The sequence below is a fragment of the Rhizobium sp. C4 genome, assembly GCF_021026315.1.
Classification (GTDB): Bacteria; Pseudomonadota; Alphaproteobacteria; order Rhizobiales; family Rhizobiaceae; genus Ensifer_A.
The window spans coordinates 159704-177451 of the sequence record NZ_JAJNCX010000011.1; the positions used below are offsets into that span (position 1 = coordinate 159704).

A 17748-nucleotide genomic window follows, 5' to 3' on the forward strand; every position below is an offset into this window, starting at 1 on the left:
GAATAACGGACGCTTGGCCGACTCAGAATGCCGATGCTGGCGTGTGACGAAGGGAGGTTCCCACGAACCGTCGACCCGCCCGCAGAACCCGAACACGTCCGTATCGTCCCTGATCATATTGGAGCGCTTGGTTGACGTCGCACGCGGCATTCCGGACATCCGAGAGAGATCATGCGGGGACGACACGATGGCTTATCAATCGCAGATCGCCCCCACGGGCAGGACGCTCAGGCGCCTCCCAGATAGGCTTTTGCCAGGCGCGGGTCGTTGAGCAACTCGGCTGCCGAATTCTGAAGCGTGACTTCGCCCGTCTCCATGAGGTAGCCATAGTCCGCGCATTCCAAGGCAGCACGCGCGTTCTGCTCTACCAGTAGGATCGCAACTCCGGCTGCTTTCAGTTCCTTAATGATCCGGAAAATCTCCTGGACGATCAATGGCGCGAGCCCAAGACTCGGCTCATCGAGCATAAGGAGCCTTGGCTGGCTCATGAGCGCCCGGCCAAGCGCTAGCATCTGCCGCTCACCGCCCGAAAGGGTGCTTGCCTGCTGCTTTCGACGCTCGGCCAGCTTCGGGAAAAAGTCGAACACGTCGGCCATACGGTCACCCATACGGCCGCGCTGCCTGCGGTGAATATAATATCCCAGCTGCAGATTGTCCTCCACGGACATCGTCCCGAATAGCTCCCGTCGTTCCGGAACAAGGCACAGTCCCATCTCTGCGCGGTCTTCAACGTCGAGAAGATCAAGAGCATGACCGTCGAATTCGAAATGACCTGTCGCGGGGATCAGCCCCACGGCCGCATTCAGCAGCGTCGTCTTGCCGGCGCCGTTGGCGCCGATGATCGTGGCCATCGTCCCGGGTGAAACTTCTATGCTCGCGCCGTGCACTGCAGCGATCCTGCCGTAACTCACCTGCGCGTCGCGCACTTTCAGAATAGGGTTCAAATTATGCCTCCCAAATAGGCTTCGCGCACCACGGGATTGGAACGAATCTCCTCTGGTGTCCCCTCCGCCCGCTGTTTTCCGAAGTCCAGCATGATGATGCGATCGACAAGACCCATCACGAATTCCATGTCGTGCTCTACGAGAAGCAGGGTCACACCGGCAGCGGATATTTCCTTGAGCAACTGGCTGAGTTGCTCCTTTTCAAGACGCCGCAATCCTGCAGCCGGCTCGTCCAGGAGAAGAATAACCGGATCAGACGCCAGAGCTCTCGCAATCTCGACCGCCCGCTGTTGACCAAGCGGCAGGCTGCTCACCATGTCGTCTGCCCGCTCAAGCAAACCGATACGCTGCAGCTCCGACGCGGCCTGAGCGCGCAACTGCTTCTCGACCCCGGTATCCAGGTGCAGAGCTCCGGCCAGAAATCCCGTCTTTGTTCTGGAATAGGCCCCCAGCATCACATTCTCGAGTAGTGACATATTCGGTCGCAGCTTCACATGCTGGAACGTTCGGGCCACTCCTGCCTTCACCAGGTTTAGCGGCTTCTCCGATGTCAAATTCTGTCCCGAGAACGTCACGGTTCCCTTGGTTGGTCGCAGGGCTCCGGAGATCAGGTTGAAGGTCGTACTCTTGCCGGCCCCGTTGGGACCGATCAGGGCGACGATTTCGCCCGCATTGACCTTGAAGTTGACGTTATCGACAGCGGTCAAGCCGCCGAACTTTTTTGACAGGCCGGCAACCTCCAAAAGGGGCGATCCGCGCTTCGGAAGCGAACGCCGTTCAAGGGGTTCGGCAGCGAGTGAAACAGGTTCACGCTTGCGCCAACCGAAGCGGGGCAGCATGCCCACAAGCCCCGACCGGGCATGTTGCAAAACCAGAATGAAAAGGCATCCGTAGATGATCTTCTCGAGGTTACCCGCGCGAGATGTGATCAGCGGCAGCAGATCCTGCAAAACGGAGTGCAGCGTCGTGAAGAGCGTGGCGCCAATGATCGCGCCGGCAATGTGACCGGAACCGCCGATGACCGCCATCAGCAGGAACTCGATGCCTGTCTGGATGCTGAACGGATCCGGGCCGACATATCGCTGGGAGTGCGCATAAAGCCAACCGGCAAGGCCTGCCAAAAGCGCGGAGATGACGAAGATCCCCAGACGGATGCGGAATTGACTGATCCCGAGGCTTGTGACAAGTGTCTCGCCGCCCTTGAGCGCCCGAATCGCCCGCCCCTGCCTGGACTGCATCAGGAATGTCGTTCCGATCACCACCAGGACAAGGCAGGCGGCGACCAGATAAAAGTACCGTTCTTGAGGTGCCAGAGAAATACCTGCGATCGAAAGCGCGGGAATATCACTGATGCCCGTGTGACCGCCCAACTCCTCGATATTGCCGAACAATAATGTGATCACCATCCCCCACGCCAGTGTGACAAGCGCAAGATAGTGGCCCGAGAGGTGCAGCGTTATCATCCCGAGAATCGTGGCTGTCAGTGCTGACAGCGCGAGCGCTACCGGCAGTCCCAGCCACGGGGAGAAGCCAAGATTGGCGCTGAGCACGGCCGTCGCATACGCGCCAAGCCCCACAAAGGCCGACTGGCCAAACGATATCAAGCCTCCCGATCCGGTGAGGATGACGATCCCGATGGCAACGATCGAATAGATGCCGACAAAATTCAGTATCGCGATGTAGAAACTGCCGAGAACAAAGGGCGCAAGTGCCACAATCACCAGCAGGGCGAGGCTCGGCAACCCGTAACGAATGGCCATCAGAGTTCCTCCTCTTCTTCTTCAACCTCGGAATGGACTGACAAACCGCGCAGCAGGACGATCGGGATCAGCAATGCGAATACCGCAACATCCTTCAGGGCACTTGAATAGAAGGAGCCGAAGGACTCGATGATCCCGACAAGCAGGGACCCAAACAGAGCGAGCGGATAGCTTGCAATGCCGCCGATGGCCGCGCCGACGAATCCCTTGAGGCCGATCAGAAATCCGGTGTCCGAATAGACTGTGAGGCTCGGCCCGATCAAAATCCCCGAAATCGCTGCCAGCCCGGCTGCAATGAGAAACGCCGAGTTGCCGGCGGACGCCACACGGATGCCTACAAGACGGGCACCCACGCCGTTCACCGCAGTCGCCCGAAGTCCCTTGCCCCACAAAGTGCGTTCAAAGAGGACGTAGAGGCCAACGGCAATGACTGCCAGAGCGATCAGAACCACAATATTAGCAGCCGGAATTTCAAAACTGCCAATGTTGAGGCTTCCACTGACATACTCCCTTGTCCGGTATCCCTCGGCTCCAAAGAACAGCAGCGCCAGACCTGCCATCGGGAAGTGAACCACGGCCGCCGTCATCAGCAAGGTCAGCACGGAGGCAGTCCGCATGGGCTGGAACACGACACGATACATGAGTGGACCGAGGGGGAGTATGAGCGCAAATGTCAGCGCGATCTGAAAGCCCATCGGCAATTCATATGTCGGAAGCACCGCCGCGACCGCCACTGGTGCACATGGCAAGACACCATAAGCGAAAATCGATCGCCACAGCATCGCAAGACGTTTGCGCCTGTAGAGCTCGAAGATTTCCATGAAGAGCGCCAGTCCCGCAAGAATGAGGATAAGCCACACCGTCCCAGGAAGGGTATTCGCCTGGATCGATGCCAGCGTAAGCACGGAATAGGCAATCAGGTCCCCATATGAAACAAACGCGATGCGCGTTATGTTAAAAACAAGAACCGTGCCGAGAGAAAGCAGCGCATAAATTGCGCCACCGGCAACTCCTTCTCTCAGGAGAAGCAGGGCAATATCAAAGTTCATTTTAGAGATTCGCTCCCGACGATTATGCATCTTGCGATCGCAGTGGAGAGTGATCCACTGAGCGTTAAGTGCGGTGTGTTCTCTTACCCCAATCAGAGAGTCCGCTCACCCAAACGGCCCATTTTCATAGCCTCCACCCCGACCCGTCCTCCGGCCCACATCCGTCCGGCCTATCAGCGCCGCATCGTCGCAGTCCGCCACCGAAACAGCGGTCTGGGCCTTCTTATATTCTAGAGTATTAGTTCAGAGATTGACGTGAGTCAACTTGGAAAGGCCGCCGACTGCGCCAGGAGGGTGAAGATCCGACTGAGCGCCCGATGCTGCGGCCGTGAGGTTGACAACCCGACTCCAGAGTTGCAACTGCGCCAAGATCGTCATCTGCTGCGCAGACTTCTCAACGGATATTCACATCCGGCAATTGTTTTGTACACGCCCCAATCATACGCCAGCGCGATAGGAAATCCTCGAAGAAATTCCCGGCCGGTCCTAGACCCTGCCTTCCGCGACAAGTGACATAAAATATTCTAGAATTTCAATTCGGTCAACGCCGATTGACTGAACCAGTGGGTACTCAAGCTGGGCGTCATCTTCAGTCAATACCCCGCCCGACCTTGCTCACGACCCTCAAACGCGACAGGCGTGGTCATTCCGGATGCTGCATCAAAATGCTGTCGCAGCGTGCTTCCTTCGTCTCCTTCGTTCAGGAGGCCCCTCGCTTGCAGCACGGGAACGACGTGGTCGACGAAGGCGGGCAACCCGTCGCTGATCACGTCCGGGGAAATGAAAAAGCCGTCTGCCGCGCCTGCTTCGAACAGTTCCTGCAGTTGATCCGCAACCTGTGTCGGCGATCCGATCACGGTGGTGTGGAAACCCGTCACGTCGCGAAGCACCACTTCATAGGGGGATTTTCCCTTTCGAAGCAGCCTTGCCGCCCTTTCGGCATGTGGATAATGCGGATGCGGCACTAGCGCTGCCAGGCGATCGGCGGAAAGCGGTTCGCGAATGGTTTCCATCCTCAATCGTACGCCCACCAGAATGGACAGGTGATGCAATTTCGCAGCCAGGGGCACCGACGAGAGTTGAAGCAGCGCTTCCCTGCGCGCGAGGGCAGCCTCCTCTGAATGCGCGACCGTGGTGAATATCCCCATGAAGAGTTTCACCGCGCTTGGATCGCGTCCTGCGGCAAGGGCGGCGTGGTCCAATGCCTGGCGATGGGCCCGCCCGCTCGGGATGTCGGTGACCATCGAATACACGCCGGACGCATACATGCCGGCGAGTTGGAGGCCTTCGGCACCACCGCCCGCCTGGAATATCAGCGGATGACCCTGCGGCGTCGGCGGTATTGGCAGCGGCCCGCGGGAGGCAACGTAGTTACCGCCGAGGTTGATCGGCTGTATCGCGCTCACATCCGCGTAAACTCCCCGCTCGACATCGAGTTTGAGCGCGTCCTCGCCCCAACTGTCCCAAAGTGCCTGGACCAGCTGTATGAATTCATGCGCCCGGGCGTAGCGCGTTTCACGGTCATCGAGGCGGGCACCGTAATTGGAAGCAATGCTTTGATCGCTGGTCGTGACGGCATTCCACCCGATCCGGCCGTGGCTGAGAACATCGAGCGCCTTGATCTGCCGCGCGACGGTGTAGGGAAAATTGAACGTGGTGGATTGGGTAAGAACAATGCCGATGCGCTTCGTCTTCCCGATCAGGTGACTTGCAACCACGATCGGATCGATGGTGGCCATGGGCGGACGATGCGTCAGGTCTTCGCGCATGGCCGGATGATCGGCAATAAAGATGAGCTGAAATTGGCCCCGTTCGGCAATCTGCGCGATCTGCGCCATGGCGTCTAGGTCGTAATAGAGATCGGGTTTATTGCCCGGCCAGCGCCAGGCGCCTTCCGAGGAGCCGTGATTGATGATCTGGCCGCCCAGCAACATCTTGCGACGGGGGGCGGGGGTGAGATCCGTGAAGTTGTCAGTCATTGCGAGCTTCTCCGGGAGCCCGGTGGAAGCCGGGTGATGAACAGGAAATGCGCTGCGCAACACGCGTTGCCCTGCGTCAATCGATAGAACATTGCCAGCGGCTTTCCTATACGATATCGTTCCGATACGCAATCGTATCGTTATAGATGGAGCTTCACTTGTCCCACTTGGTCCCTCTCTCCGTTCTCGACTTCGCCGTGATAGGCGCGGGGCAAAGCGAGACCACCGCCCTCCAGCAATCCGTGGAACTGGCGAAACACGCGGAAGCGCTGGGGTATCTGCGGTTCTGGACCTCGGAGCACCACAACATGCCTCCGGTCGCGTCAACGGCACCGGATCTGATCGCGATGCGCGTTGCCGACAGCACGAAACGGATCAAGGTTGGCGCCGGTGGTGTCATGCTGCCTAATCATGCGCCCCTTTCGGTGGCGGAACGCTATCTCACTCTGGAGGCTTTTCATCCCAACCGAGTTGATCTCGGAGTCGGGCGTGCGCCCGGGACAGATGGGGTTGCGGCGCATGCATTGAGACGGGCGGATGCTTCACATTATGCGCAACACCTTGCGGAGCTCGACTGTTTTATTAACGGTGGCTTTCCGGCACATCACCCCTATGCGCAGATCCAGACCGTTCCCAAGGGACCGACTCGACCGAAGCTCTTCGTGCTGGGCTCAAGCCTGGCCAGTGCGCAACTTGCAGCAGCGCGAGGATATCCATTCGGCTTTGCCGGGCATTTTTCGCTGGATCTCGCTGTTGCGGCCATTCGAAGCTACCGAGAACGGTTCGTGCCCGGCTCCATGGCGAGACCCTATGCTATTCTGGCGGCCAATGTGATTGCCGCAGAGACGCAGGAAAAGGCAGAGTGGATCGCGCGCGCCGGCAAGCTTGGTTACATCCGTCTCGCCCGCGGCAGGCTCGGTCCGCTGCCTCACCCGGAGGAAGCCGCGGCGCACCCCTGGAGTCGAGAAGAAACGGAAGCCGCCGCGGCATTTTCCGCCAGCCATATTGCAGGCGACGCCGCCAGCGTTGGACAGAGGCTGCGTGCACTGATACGAGAGACCGGAGCTGACGAGCTGATGATAAACGCGACAATTCATGGATTTGAAGACCGGAAAAGCAGTCTTGAGCTCATCGCCGAGGGCTTGTCGGCCTGACGGACGACGTGCCAGGCCAGAGTGGAGCTAGCCGATGCAGAATGAAGGAGCCGGCGTGTTGCGGCAGAAACCGGCCGGTACAGTCGGGCGTTCACGCGATGCAGGGCGGGACAAGCTCATCCAGGAGGCGGCTCTCGCTCTGCTCAGCGAACTGGGGCCGGAAGCCGTCAGCATGGAAGCCGTCGCCGCGAGAGCGGGTGTGGGCAAGGCAACGATCTATCGTCGATGGTCTACCCTCGCCGACCTGATTGCCGACGCCACAGACACGCTGGTCTTTCCTGCCGTGTCGAACAGGGACCACCCGGGCTTGCTCCGCGACGATCTGATCGACAGTCTGGTCGACGCGACCGGCTGCCTCGACCCCCACCGCCAACGACTCATTGCCACCGTTCTGGAAGCCTCGCTGCGAGGCACCAACTCAGTCGCGGGATTGCGCACTCGCTTCATCCAATGCGTCAGAACGGCCATGGAGGGCGCTATCGAACGAGCGGTCTCGCGCGGTGAGCTTGAGGTGGACAACCCGAATGCCGGCGGACTTGGCGGCGAATCCGTCCTGCTTGCCGTCGCCGTGGGGCTCATGGTCAATTTCCCGCACATCACCGGTCGCCCGCTTGGCCTGAGTGAATTCGAACGCATCGTCGATGAAGCGTTGTTGCCTTTGCTAAACCGGGCGCGGTAACGGCGCGCACCCATCCGCAAGGCGATGCAAGGTTGGCTGAATAGAAGTGGGCTTCGCTCGGGAGCTCAAAAGCGTGGCCGGCCACAATTAGAGTGGTCGCAGGAGTCGCGCTTAGCGGAGGAAAATCAGCTTGGACAAAATTCATCCGGCGTCTTATGGCGTTCCGAGCACGAGCTAACAGATCCTATGCAGCGGTGCTGCATGTCGGTCTGTTGTCGTCACGATACGTCACGGTCGACGACACGGGCACGCGCCATTGCCACAATCTTTTTTATCAGCTCTTGATGGGATCAGAACCCTCGCCCCATCTAAGAATTCCTATGTTCTTGTTTTCAGCGATCGGTCCCACTCAAACATCATTGAGCGGAAACGAAAGAGGCTGTGACGAAGAGGGTGAGGACGCAAAGCGGCATGAGGATGAGGCAGTCGTTGAAACCTCATTTTACCCTTAACGGTGGCAGGCGTTGTTTTTGAAAGGAATGTTCAATCAGTTCGCGTTGTTTCCAACCGAGCCAACTACGTCACCGCCGATGAAGGATCCTTTCACCAACGCTATCAAACGATGTATTTTTTGCCCCGCCGCTCGTGAAGGGGGCGCTTGCGCTTAAAGGCTCAAAGATATATCTTTAAGCCCAATATAACAGGTTCTTCGTTGCTCTCGGGCGCAACTAGTTTCTGGCTTTTTGTTCATCGATGATCAGACCGTCGCGCGGAGGGACGTAGCCGCATGATCTGAGGGATGTTCATGCGGGCTTCTCGTGCGACTAGGTCCTGATATGCTCGCAGAACCGCAATCGGAATTTTCATCACATGGCTGAGACCAGTTCACCGACGCCGCTCTATTACCGGGTCTATGCCGTCCTGCGTGAAAGAATTGTCAGAGGCTATTACAGTAGCGACACTCCGATTCCCAGCGAGGCGGAGTTGGCGGACAGTTTTTCCGTTAGCCGGATCACCATCCGCAAGGCCATGGAGATGCTGACGAAAGAAAGGCTTGTGACACGTACGCGCGGCCGCGGGACATTCGTCAGCGATCGCTCCAGGGAAAACCGCCTCAACCGAGCGGTCGTCTCCAACATCAACGGTCTTTTCAGCTATCTGAACACGGTGGGAGAAAGCACGCGGCTGAAGGTGATCAACCTCGACAAGGGTGAAGCGCCACCCCGCATCTGCGCCAGCATGAATATATCACCCCAGGCAGAACTGGTGCGGTCGGTCCGGGTCCGAGCCCTCGACGGGCGTCCCTATTCGCTCTCGATCGCCTATCTGCTTCCGGAAATCGGGGGCTCGCTGAAGCGGGAGGATCTGGCGACGACCAACATGATTGACCTGGTGCAGCAGTCAGGCGCGGTCGTTGAAAAGGTCGAACAGACACTGACCGCCACGCTTGCCGACGATTACGCGGCCAAGCACCTGAAAATCCCTGTCGGCGCACCCTTGATGCTGGTGACACGCCTGTTCTTCGATGCGCAAGGCAAGGCCTTTTACGCTGCGGAGATCTTCTACTGCGCCGATCGATACGAATACCGTGTTTCATTGACGCGCGAAGACGGGAAGGATTTTGCCCTGGGCAGTCATTAGAGTGCTTCCGGACGCGAGACCGGTTTCCGCTTTCGCTGGAATGGCTCCAGTCCGCCATGCGCTTCTGGCCGCAGTTGCGCGACCTCAGGTTTGAGATGCAGTGACAGCCTTTGCGCCTGCCTTCATCATCGCCTCCAGCATACCGAGCCGGGGTTCGACGGGCGCCGGATAGACGTCGCGGCCGTGGCTCAAGCCCAGCGCCAGGAATGTTTCGACGAGCTTGTAGGTCAGCGGGCCGGGATTGACGACCGGAGCGGGCAGATTGGCGGCAAGATATTCACCCGCCTGATGCATTGTGGTGGATCCGAGGCAGATAACGTCGGCACCGTCTTCCTCAATGCAGCGCAGAGCGACGTCCCGCATCCTGGGAAAAACCTTGTCCTCCTTGCCGCCGAGCAGGTTAGAAAAGTCCGGCGGCTGATCGAAGCTGCGCACCGAGGCGCATTGGCGTTCGAAACCATACTCCCGGATCGCCTTGCGATAGCGCGGCAGGGCCGGCTCCCATTGGGCGAGAACGGAGAACCTTGCGCCCAGCGTCAGGGCATAGAGCATTGAGGCCTTGCCGGCGCCGACCACCGGAATGGAAAGAACCGAGCGCAGCATGGTCATGCCGCTATCCGACATCGTGTCGATGCAGACCGCATCGAATCCATCCGCTTGCGCGCGGCAGCCCGCCTCGAAAATCGCGAGGTCCATCAGGCCCCAGTCATGCGGCGACATGAAGGAGGTCGGGCCGCAGGTCACGGGACGATAGACGAGTTCCCAATCCTCGGGCAGCGGCACGTAGCGCGATTGCGCCTGACGATTGCGAACGCCTTCCTCATCGAGCGCAAAAGGAACGATCACCAGAATGCGTGTCATCGTGTTTCCTCCAGAAATGCAGCACCGGCAGCGCCAATGGCGCGGATCATGTCGTGCTTGGGTGCAAGCGGTGCAGGCCAGGTCGTCTTGCTGTGCGTGAGGCTCAGATCGAGAGCGATGGAGGCCAGCTGGTAAGTCAGGGAGCCGGGGTTGATCACCGGAACGCCGATGCGCTGCGAAAGCCAGGCATGGGCCTCATGCATTGTGGTGGAACCGAGAATGAGAACATCGGCGCCATCTTCCTCGACGCAGGCGCGCGCTGCATCGAGAAGCAGTGGGAAAACCTCGTTCTCCTTGCCGGAAAGCAGGCTCTTGTTGTCAGGCGTGACGCCGAGCGAGCGCATCGAGGCACATTTGTGCTGCATGCCCAATTCGCCGAGCGTCTTGGTGTAGAGCATCTTCCATCGATCCCACATCATGAGGATCGAGAACTTCTCGCCGAGCATCTGTGCGACGAGCATGGAGTGCCGACCCGGCGCGATGACCGGGATCTTCAGCATGGAGCGCAGCATCGACATGCCGCTATCCGACATTGTGTCGATGCAGATCGCGTCAAAGCCTTGCGCCTCCGCGTCGAGGCCTGCATCGAGGATGGAGAAATCGGCCAGCGCCATGTCGTGCTGGCTGGAATAGTTCTTCGGTCCCACCCGCACCGGGCGGTACTCGAACGCGATCCCCGGACCGATCCTGACGGCCTTCATCTGGGCTTCGCGACGTGCAAGATCCTCCCTGCCCATCGGGAACGGAACAATGACCATGACTTTCTTCATCATTTCCTCCTGTGGATGACGTGATGGATGCAGCTAGACTCTACTCTTCTGCGGCAATCCGGGCGGCGCTCAGACCTGCGAGGCGGCCGAATGTGGTCGCGGTCAGAAGCCCGTTGCCAGAGAGGTAGCCGTAGTTGGAGTCGCCCGAGACCCCGCGCGCCGCGCCGCCGCCGGCCAGAAGATTGGGCAGTGGCGATCCGTCCTCGCGCAGAACTCTCGCCTCTGCATCGATGACCAGACCGCCCTGGGTATGGAAAAGCGCGCCATTGACTTTGACGGCATAGAGGGGCGGATGAAGAACATCCTCGTGTGCAAAGCGCCGTCCGAAACGGTCGGCAGTGCCTGCCTGTGCAGCGGCCTCGATTTCGGCGAATTCGGCTTGAAGACGGTCGAGCGAAAGACCGGTCAGCGATGCCAGTTCGTCCAGGCTCTTGGCCTTCTTGACCGCGCCGAGTTTGCTGATCTCGCGGAAATCGTGAAAGCCCACGGCTTCGGCATAACCGGCCTCGCCGAAGATGTCCCAGGCGACATGACCAGGCTGCGCCGCGACTTCCGCGCCGTGTTCGGAATAGCCGCGCATCTCGTTGGAGAAGCGTTGGCCCTCGCTGTTGATCAGAATGCCACCCTTGGTAATGACGGCCCAGGTCAGGGGAAGCGAATGCGGGTGCGCCACCGAGCCGTGACCCTGATAGGCGCCCATGTCGGCGACGCCTGCCCCAAGTTCGAGACCCCATTTGACCGCATCGCCGGTGTTTGAAAGATGCCCGCAGCATTCCGCGTCGGCGATCTCGGGAATGTAGCGCCGCACCATGTCGGGGTCGCCGGCAAAGCCGCAGCATGCAAGCACCAGCGCCCGGCATCCCAGCACCTCGGCTGCTCCGTCCGGCCGTCTGAAACGGACACCCCGGATACGTCCGGTTTCGTCCGCAAACAGGTCTTCAACCGAAGCGCCCGTCACAAGGTCGATGCCGGCATTGGAAACGGCCGCGAGCAGCGACTGCTCGAGATCGGCCCCGGTCCTGCTTTTTGGCCCGTGCATGCGCAGGCGGGAATGGCCGGGATAGAGAAAGCCGGTCACCAGTTCCAGTTCGACGCCGTGCCTGTCCATCAGCCAGTCGATCATCGGCCCCGCGGCGCGGGCGACGGCGAGCGCCTGATCGTAAGGTGTGTGATCATGTGTCTTGGCGACAAGATCGGCTGCGAACAGGTCCGGACTGTCCTCGATCCCCGCTTCCTTCTGCAGGCGGGTCCCGGGTGCGGGAATGAGACCGGCAGACAGCGAGGTCGAGCCTTGCGGATTTTCATCCCGCTCCAGCACGATGACCTCCTGCCCTTCGTCGTGGGCGGTCAGCGCCGCCACCAGACCGCAGGCTCCTGCGCCGACAATGACGACCGGGATTTCATATTCGAATGCGATGCCTTCAGCGCTTAAGACGGGCATGATCGTGGCCTCCCTGAATCGAGTTCAATAATCCGTGCGGCTGGTTTCCGGCGTCCCGTAACGCGCTTCCAGTTCCTGAATTTCGCTCATGCGGGCAGTGTCGAAGAACTGCTTGAAGGTCATGACCTTCGGCGCAACGGAGGCGATCGATTCCTCCTTTTTCATGACCTCCAGCGTCTGCCTCGCCGCCTCGCATGCCGAAAGAAGCAGCCAGTTGGGGTAGATGATCAGCTTGAAGCCGAGCTGCTCGATTTCTGTGCGGGAGAGGAAAGGCGTCTTGCCCGAGGTGGCCATGTTGTAGAGCAATGGAATGCCGGGGAAGCGGGGCGCGATATGCGGCAGATCGTCCGGCCCGGGGCTTTCGATGAAGATGACATCCGCGCCCGCCTCGCGATACATTTCGGCACGGTCGAAGGCAGCGTTCCGCCCATGCAGCGCCAGGCAATCGGTCCGCGCGATGACGACGAAATCCTGATCGATACGCGCATCGACCGCTGCCTTGACCTTCGCGACCATATCTTCGGCTGAAATCACCTGCTTACCGGCGAGATGGCCGCAGCGTTTGGGCAGTACCTGATCCTCGAGATGGATCGCCGCAACACCGCCCCGCTCGTAAAGCTGGATGGCGCGGCGCACGTTGAGAGGCCCGCCAAAGCCGTTATCCGCATCCGCGATCAGCGGGACATCCGAGGCATCGGCGATCCGGGTTGCGTTGTCGACCATCTCCGTCATGGTCAAAAGCCCGACATCCGGATAGCCGAGACGGGTAACGGACGTACCCGCGCCGGTCATGTACATGGCTTCGAATCCGGCCTCTGCGACGAGGCGCGCATACATGGCATCAACCACCCCCGGGGCCATGACTGCCCGTTCCCCGGCGAGAGCTCGCCGGAGGCGCTGTGTACGTGTAAGGGACATGAGTGTCTTCTCCTGTTGTATCCGAATGCGCCGACGGGCTCCTCACATGCCGAGATAGGCCTGGCGCAGCTGTTTATCCGAGATGAGATCGGCGGCAGCACCTTCCATGACGAAGCGGCCCTGTTCGATGACATAGGCGCGACCCGCAACGGCAAGCGATTGCATGACGTTCTGCTCGACAAGCAGAATGGCCACGCCCTCCGCGTTGATCTTCGTGATCAGGTTGAACATTTCCTCGACCATGATCGGCGACAGGCCGAGCGACGGTTCGTCAAGGATCAGAAGCTCCGGTTCCGACATAAGCCCGCGCCCGATGGCGAGCATCTGCTGCTCGCCGCCTGACAGGGTACCGGCCGACTGGTTCAACCGCTGCCGAAGCTTCGGGAAGATCGCGCAGATCCGTTCGAAATTCTGCTTGCGGTTTGCGCCGGCGCGGCGGAACGCCCCGAGCGACAGATTTTCCGCCACACTGAGATTGGGAAAAATCTTGCGCCCTTCCGGCACATGGGCGATGCCCAATGCGACAATGTCGGCGGGCTTCTTGCCGGTCAGCGGCACACCCTTGAAGGTGAGCGTTCCGGCATTCGGCCGTATGAAGCCGGAGATGACATTGTTGAGCGTGGTTTTTCCGACGCCGTTGGATCCGAGAAGGGCGACGATCTCGCCGGCCTTGATCGACATGTCGACGCCTTGCAGCACCGTCATGGAACCATATCCGGCGCGGACACCTGAAATCTCAAGCATGATCGTCCTCCTGCAGGCGCTGGGCTGCTCCATGGCCGAGATAGGCCTCCACTACAGCCGGGTCGCGCACCAGATCCCGTGGCGTGCCATGGGCGATCATGACCCCCTGATTGAGAACGTACGCGGTTTCAGCAAGGCTCATGACAGCCTGCATCACATGCTCGATCATCAGGAACGTGTGGCCCTCGTCGCGGATCTGCCGGATAATTCCGACGATCTCGTTGATTTCGGTGGGAATGAGCCCGGCCATGACTTCATCGAGCAACAGGAGCTTTGCGCCGGTTGCCAATGCGCGCGCGAGTTCAAGCCGCTTGCGCCCCGCAATGGTGAGAGCCGAGGCCGGCCGGTCGAGAAGTGTACCCATGCCGAGCCGCTTGCCGACATCGCGGGCGACCGCCATAGCTTCCTTGCGTTCGTGATGGTGGAGATAGGCGCCCACAGCGATATTTTCCTCGACCGTCAGGCCGGCAAACGGTTGCACGATCTGGAATGTCCGGATCATGCCGAGATTGCAGATGTGGTGGGGCGCCAGACCGGTAATGTCCTTGCCCCTCAGCCGCACGGAGCCGCTGTCGGGCTTGGTGAAACCGGCAATCATGGTGAAGCAGGTTGTCTTGCCGGCCCCGTTCGGTCCAAGCAGCCCGACAATCGAGCCTTCCGGAACTTGAAGCGTTGCGTTGGACACCGCCTTCAATCCGCCGAAGCTTTTCGACAGGTTTTCGACCTCAAGCATCCTTGCTCTCCTTCTTGGCAAAGGGCCCGATCCGGCCGGCCAGACCCACCAGACCGTTGGGCATGAAGCGCAGGGCGCAGATGAGGACGACCGCATAGAGGACGAAGTTGAGGCCCGGCGCATTTGAGAGCAGGGTTTTCGCGCCTTCGCCGATCAGATGCAGGCCGAGCGTCCCGAGAACAGGCCCCCAGACCGTGCCGGCCCCGCCGATGATCGGGCCGATCAGTGCCTCGATCGATACGGAAGACCCGTAAGCGATGGAGCTGTCGATGAAGAGCCATAGTTGCAGATAGAGCACGCCGGCCAGGCCCCCGAATGCGCCCGACACGGCCATGGCGAGAACCTTGATCCTGTAGGTGTCGATGCCGAGTGCGCGCGCCGCATCCTCGTTTTCGCGCACCGCGACCAGATAGGCCCCGAACCGGGAATATTTGATCCATGCCGTCAGCAGCATCACAAGAACGACGATAGCCAGAAGGAAGGTATAAAGGACTGTGCGATCGGCAAACTGGATATTGCTGATGCCGGGGGCCAGCTTGAGCTGAAGCCCACTGCCCCCGCCCGTGAAGTCGAACGAGGCGGCGCAGATGCGGAAAACCTCGGCGAAGGCAAGGGTGACGAGGGCAAAGTAAGAGCCCTTGACGCCATAGCGGAAGGCAAGCGCGCCGATGAACCCACCGACCGCAGCGGCCATTGCGATGCCGGCAACCAGCGCCACCCAGGCGTTGACGCCATAGGTGACCTGCAGGATCGCCGATGTATAGGCACCGGTGCCGTAGAGCACGGCATGACCGAAAGAGGAAAGGCCGCCAAAGCCGCCCGTCACGTTCCAGGACAGCGCCAGAACCGCGACAATCAGCGCATTGATGGTGAAGCCCATCCAGACAGGCGAGGAAATGAAATAGACACCCAGGAGATAGGCGACGGCGACCAGGATGAGGACCAACTGACCGGTAGAATTCAGTTTCATCATGGCGCCTTCCCCATAATGCCCGAGGGCTTCAGCAGAAGGATCAGAATGAAGGCGATGAAAATGCCGATCTGTCCGAGACTGTCGCCGAGAAAAAGTCCACAGAGCGATTCGATGAGGCCCAACAGCAGGCCGGCGACCAGGGCGCCGACAAGGCTGCCCATGCCGCCGAGAACGACCGTGGTGAAGGCGACGAGCACGAATGTGTAGCCGACCTGCGGCGTGACGTAGAAGGTCGGAAGCAGCAAGCAGGCGGCAAGCGCCACGCAGGCCGTGCCGATGCCGAAACAGATCGCGTAGGTGTGGTTCACGTCTATCCCCACCAGTTCAGCCCCGCGCTTCTCGATGGCGACGGCACGAATGGCCGATCCGGTGCGCGTCTTGGCCATGAACAGCCAGAGCAGCGGCACCACGGCCAGCGCTCCAAAGAAGGCGATCACACGGCCGAAGGGGATGAAGGCGCCGAACAGCTCCACCGTGTCGTAAACATAGGGGATATCGATATTGCGCGTGTTCGATGTCCAGAAATACAGGGCGAGGTTTTCGATGATGATCGACACCGCCAGCGTGATGAGAAGGACATTCTGCTCCGAACCGCTGCTCATCGGTCCAATCAGGCCGCGCTGGAGCGCATAGCCCAGCGCGAAGAAGACCGGCAGGACGATCGGTATGGCCAGATACGGATCGATGCCCAGATAGGTGTTCAGGAAATACACGGCATAGAGCGCCAGCATGAGCAGGCTGCCATGGGCGAAATTGATGATGTGCAGAACGCCGTAAATCAGAGTGAGGCCAAGCGCGACCAGCGCGTAAACCGCCCCCATCATCAGGCCGCTGATCACGGCCGGCAGGATCAGTGTCGACATCTGGGATGCCTTTTCTCGTCGCTCGGATGTTCCCGCCGACAGCGGCGGGAACATCCGATCCGGGGTTTCACTTCGAGGCGGGGATCGGGAACACGGCTTCAGCCGTCGCATATTCCTTCGGAAAGACGAGCTCGATGTTTTCGCCGCGCACCTGGGTGTTGACGGGCTGCGAGCTCGTATTGTCCCCGTTGACGAATTTCGTCGGACCGTAAGGCATGATCGACTTGTCGAAGGTGGACGCCGCCAGCGCCTCGATCATCTTTTGGCGATCCGTCGACGCGGCCCGCTCAAGCGCGTCGGCAATGAGCTGAATGCTGGCATAGGACACCATGATGTCGTAGGTGAGGTCGAGCTTGGCGTCTGCGACCGACTTCGCCAGGGCCTTGGATTCGTCCTTGGTCGGGTCGTACCAATGGTTGCAGTCCATCACATACTGAGCGATCGCATTGTTTTCGCGCACGAACTTGATGTTGGATGCCGCGCCGCCCAGGATCGAATAGATCGCCTTCAATGCGACCCGCTGCTGCTGAATGGCCTTGGCCATCAGGGTATATTCGTTGAGGTAGTTCGACGGGATCAGAATGTCTGCCTTGGAAGCCTTGATGCGAAGCGCAATGTTGGAGAAGTCGCGCTGAGGCGTCGGGTGTGAAATCGTCTCCACGATCTCGATACCCTGTTTGGGCAGTTCGGTCGCAAGGATCTTGGCCATGCCAGAACCGAATGGGCCGTCTTCGTGGACGATCGCCGCAGTCTTGACGGCGTGACCTGCTGCCTCATTCAGCTTCTGCAGGTTGCCCAGCGCAACGCTCGTGCATTTGTTGATCCCCGGGGTGAAGCGGAACACGTTGGCGAGACCACGCGACACGATGGTTTCGGCAGTGCCGATCGAAACAACCTGAGCCAGATTGTATTTTGCGGCGGCCTGCGTGGATGCCAGACCCAATGCCGAAGACGAGGAACCAGTGAACGCGCAAACCTCCTGCTGCGCCAGGGTATCGACGCCAGCTGCGGCGATTTCCGGCTTGCTCTGGGCATCGACGACGGCGAGTTCGATCTTTGCGCCACCCAGGCTCTTGATCCCGCCCATGGCGTTGATCTTCTCGACCGCAAACTTGGCGCCCGCCGCGCTCTGCGTGCCGTTGTAGGCGAGTGCGCCAGTCAACGGCTCCAGAACGCCGACCTTCACGGTCGGCGTGGCAGCCCTGAGAATGCCCGGCATGGCGAGAGTGACGGCAGCGGCCCCAGATGCTTTCAGAAGCGTTCTGCGCTTGATTTCAAAATCCATTTTTCATTCTCCCA

General features: G+C 59.9%; 16 protein-coding genes. 3 read left to right on the forward strand and 13 right to left on the reverse strand.

Going from position 1 to position 17748, the window contains the following annotated elements; all coding sequences use genetic code 11:
• Window positions 1-227: 227 nt before the first annotated feature.
• The 4 genes from LQK84_RS18580 to LQK84_RS18595 form a co-directional block, all read right to left on the reverse strand.
• Window positions 228-944 carry an ABC transporter ATP-binding protein gene (locus LQK84_RS18580; protein ID WP_230830226.1) on the reverse strand — a complete coding sequence of 239 codons (717 nt, stop codon included), beginning with the start codon at window positions 942-944 and terminating at the stop codon, window positions 228-230.
• Window positions 941-2704, reverse strand: coding sequence for a branched-chain amino acid ABC transporter ATP-binding protein/permease (locus LQK84_RS18585; protein ID WP_230830227.1), 1764 nt, complete (start codon window positions 2702-2704; stop codon window positions 941-943). Before LQK84_RS18585 ends, LQK84_RS18580 begins: the two co-directional genes overlap by 4 nt.
• Complete coding sequence (locus LQK84_RS18590; protein ID WP_230830228.1) at window positions 2704-3753, reverse strand: branched-chain amino acid ABC transporter permease; 1050 nt, start codon at window positions 3751-3753, stop codon at window positions 2704-2706. Before LQK84_RS18590 ends, LQK84_RS18585 begins: the two co-directional genes overlap by 1 nt.
• Window positions 3754-4346: 593 nt before the next feature.
• On the reverse strand, window positions 4347-5732 hold the full coding sequence (locus LQK84_RS18595) for an NtaA/DmoA family FMN-dependent monooxygenase (protein WP_230830229.1): 1386 nt from the start codon (window positions 5730-5732) through the stop codon (window positions 4347-4349).
• A gap of 158 nt (window positions 5733-5890) precedes the next feature.
• Here LQK84_RS18595 and LQK84_RS18600 point away from each other — a divergent pair, with 158 nt between their 5' ends.
• The 3 genes from LQK84_RS18600 (at window position 5891) to LQK84_RS18610 (ending at window position 9146) form a co-directional block, all read left to right on the forward strand.
• The gene (locus LQK84_RS18600; RefSeq protein WP_230830230.1) at window positions 5891-6886 is read left to right on the forward strand and encodes an LLM class flavin-dependent oxidoreductase; all 996 of its coding nucleotides are present in this window, start codon (window positions 5891-5893) and stop codon (window positions 6884-6886) included.
• Between the two features lie 34 nt (window positions 6887-6920).
• Window positions 6921-7565 carry a TetR/AcrR family transcriptional regulator gene (locus LQK84_RS18605; protein ID WP_230830231.1) on the forward strand — a complete coding sequence of 215 codons (645 nt, stop codon included), beginning with the start codon at window positions 6921-6923 and terminating at the stop codon, window positions 7563-7565.
• 810 nt (window positions 7566-8375) lie between these two features.
• Window positions 8376-9146, forward strand: coding sequence for a GntR family transcriptional regulator (locus tag LQK84_RS18610; protein ID WP_230830232.1), 771 nt, complete (start codon window positions 8376-8378; stop codon window positions 9144-9146).
• Window positions 9147-9230: 84 nt separating this feature from the next.
• On the opposite strand, the gene LQK84_RS18615 is transcribed toward LQK84_RS18610, so the two are convergent.
• The 9 genes from LQK84_RS18615 to LQK84_RS18655 all read right to left on the reverse strand — a co-directional run bounded on the left by LQK84_RS18615 (window position 9231) and on the right by LQK84_RS18655 (window position 17734).
• The gene (locus LQK84_RS18615) at window positions 9231-10007 is read right to left on the reverse strand and encodes an aspartate/glutamate racemase family protein (RefSeq protein ID WP_230830233.1); all 777 of its coding nucleotides are present in this window, start codon (window positions 10005-10007) and stop codon (window positions 9231-9233) included.
• Entirely contained in the window at window positions 10004-10780 is a 777-nt protein-coding gene (locus LQK84_RS18620; RefSeq protein WP_230830234.1) for an aspartate/glutamate racemase family protein, read from the reverse strand. The genes LQK84_RS18615 and LQK84_RS18620 overlap by 4 nt, the downstream gene beginning before the upstream one ends.
• A gap of 37 nt (window positions 10781-10817) precedes the next feature.
• The gene (locus LQK84_RS18625) at window positions 10818-12218 is read right to left on the reverse strand and encodes an FAD-dependent oxidoreductase (RefSeq protein WP_230830235.1); all 1401 of its coding nucleotides are present in this window, start codon (window positions 12216-12218) and stop codon (window positions 10818-10820) included.
• Between the two features lie 24 nt (window positions 12219-12242).
• Window positions 12243-13136, reverse strand: a complete 894-nt coding sequence (locus tag LQK84_RS18630; RefSeq protein ID WP_269072177.1) for an isocitrate lyase/PEP mutase family protein — start codon at window positions 13134-13136, stop codon at window positions 12243-12245.
• A gap of 42 nt (window positions 13137-13178) precedes the next feature.
• Entirely contained in the window at window positions 13179-13880 is a 702-nt protein-coding gene (locus LQK84_RS18635) for an ABC transporter ATP-binding protein (protein ID WP_230830237.1), read from the reverse strand.
• Window positions 13873-14613 carry an ABC transporter ATP-binding protein gene (locus tag LQK84_RS18640; RefSeq protein WP_230830238.1) on the reverse strand — a complete coding sequence of 247 codons (741 nt, stop codon included), beginning with the start codon at window positions 14611-14613 and terminating at the stop codon, window positions 13873-13875. Before LQK84_RS18640 ends, LQK84_RS18635 begins: the two co-directional genes overlap by 8 nt.
• Window positions 14606-15586, reverse strand: a complete 981-nt coding sequence (locus tag LQK84_RS18645; RefSeq protein ID WP_230830239.1) for a branched-chain amino acid ABC transporter permease — start codon at window positions 15584-15586, stop codon at window positions 14606-14608. The genes LQK84_RS18640 and LQK84_RS18645 overlap by 8 nt, the downstream gene beginning before the upstream one ends.
• On the reverse strand, window positions 15583-16449 hold the full coding sequence (locus LQK84_RS18650; RefSeq protein WP_230830240.1) for a branched-chain amino acid ABC transporter permease: 867 nt from the start codon (window positions 16447-16449) through the stop codon (window positions 15583-15585). Before LQK84_RS18650 ends, LQK84_RS18645 begins: the two co-directional genes overlap by 4 nt.
• Before the next feature lie 67 nt (window positions 16450-16516).
• Window positions 16517-17734 carry an ABC transporter substrate-binding protein gene (locus tag LQK84_RS18655; protein WP_230830241.1) on the reverse strand — a complete coding sequence of 406 codons (1218 nt, stop codon included), beginning with the start codon at window positions 17732-17734 and terminating at the stop codon, window positions 16517-16519.
• Between the last annotated feature and the right edge of the window lie 14 nt (window positions 17735-17748).

What these genes read in the sequence shown, in the direction of transcription:
- LQK84_RS18585 (WP_230830227.1), bottom strand. Translation starts at nt 2,704, where the DNA reads ATGGCCATTCGTTACGGGTTGCCGAGCCTCGCCCTGCTGGTGATTGTG.
- LQK84_RS18590 (WP_230830228.1), bottom strand. Translation starts at nt 3,753, where the DNA reads ATGAACTTTGATATTGCCCTGCTTCTCCTGAGAGAAGGAGTTGCCGGT.
- LQK84_RS18595 (WP_230830229.1), bottom strand. Translation starts at nt 5,732, where the DNA reads ATGACTGACAACTTCACGGATCTCACCCCCGCCCCCCGTCGCAAGATG.
- LQK84_RS18605 (WP_230830231.1), top strand. Translation starts at nt 6,921, where the DNA reads ATGCAGAATGAAGGAGCCGGCGTGTTGCGGCAGAAACCGGCCGGTACA.
- LQK84_RS18610 (WP_230830232.1), top strand. Translation starts at nt 8,376, where the DNA reads ATGGCTGAGACCAGTTCACCGACGCCGCTCTATTACCGGGTCTATGCC.
- LQK84_RS18615 (WP_230830233.1), bottom strand. Translation starts at nt 10,007, where the DNA reads ATGACACGCATTCTGGTGATCGTTCCTTTTGCGCTCGATGAGGAAGGC.
- LQK84_RS18620 (WP_230830234.1), bottom strand. Translation starts at nt 10,780, where the DNA reads ATGATGAAGAAAGTCATGGTCATTGTTCCGTTCCCGATGGGCAGGGAG.
- LQK84_RS18625 (WP_230830235.1), bottom strand. Translation starts at nt 12,218, where the DNA reads ATGCCCGTCTTAAGCGCTGAAGGCATCGCATTCGAATATGAAATCCCG.
- LQK84_RS18630 (WP_269072177.1), bottom strand. Translation starts at nt 13,136, where the DNA reads ATGTCCCTTACACGTACACAGCGCCTCCGGCGAGCTCTCGCCGGGGAA.
- LQK84_RS18635 (WP_230830237.1), bottom strand. Translation starts at nt 13,880, where the DNA reads ATGCTTGAGATTTCAGGTGTCCGCGCCGGATATGGTTCCATGACGGTG.
- LQK84_RS18640 (WP_230830238.1), bottom strand. Translation starts at nt 14,613, where the DNA reads ATGCTTGAGGTCGAAAACCTGTCGAAAAGCTTCGGCGGATTGAAGGCG.
- LQK84_RS18645 (WP_230830239.1), bottom strand. Translation starts at nt 15,586, where the DNA reads ATGATGAAACTGAATTCTACCGGTCAGTTGGTCCTCATCCTGGTCGCC.
- LQK84_RS18650 (WP_230830240.1), bottom strand. Translation starts at nt 16,449, where the DNA reads ATGTCGACACTGATCCTGCCGGCCGTGATCAGCGGCCTGATGATGGGG.
- LQK84_RS18655 (WP_230830241.1), bottom strand. Translation starts at nt 17,734, where the DNA reads ATGGATTTTGAAATCAAGCGCAGAACGCTTCTGAAAGCATCTGGGGCC.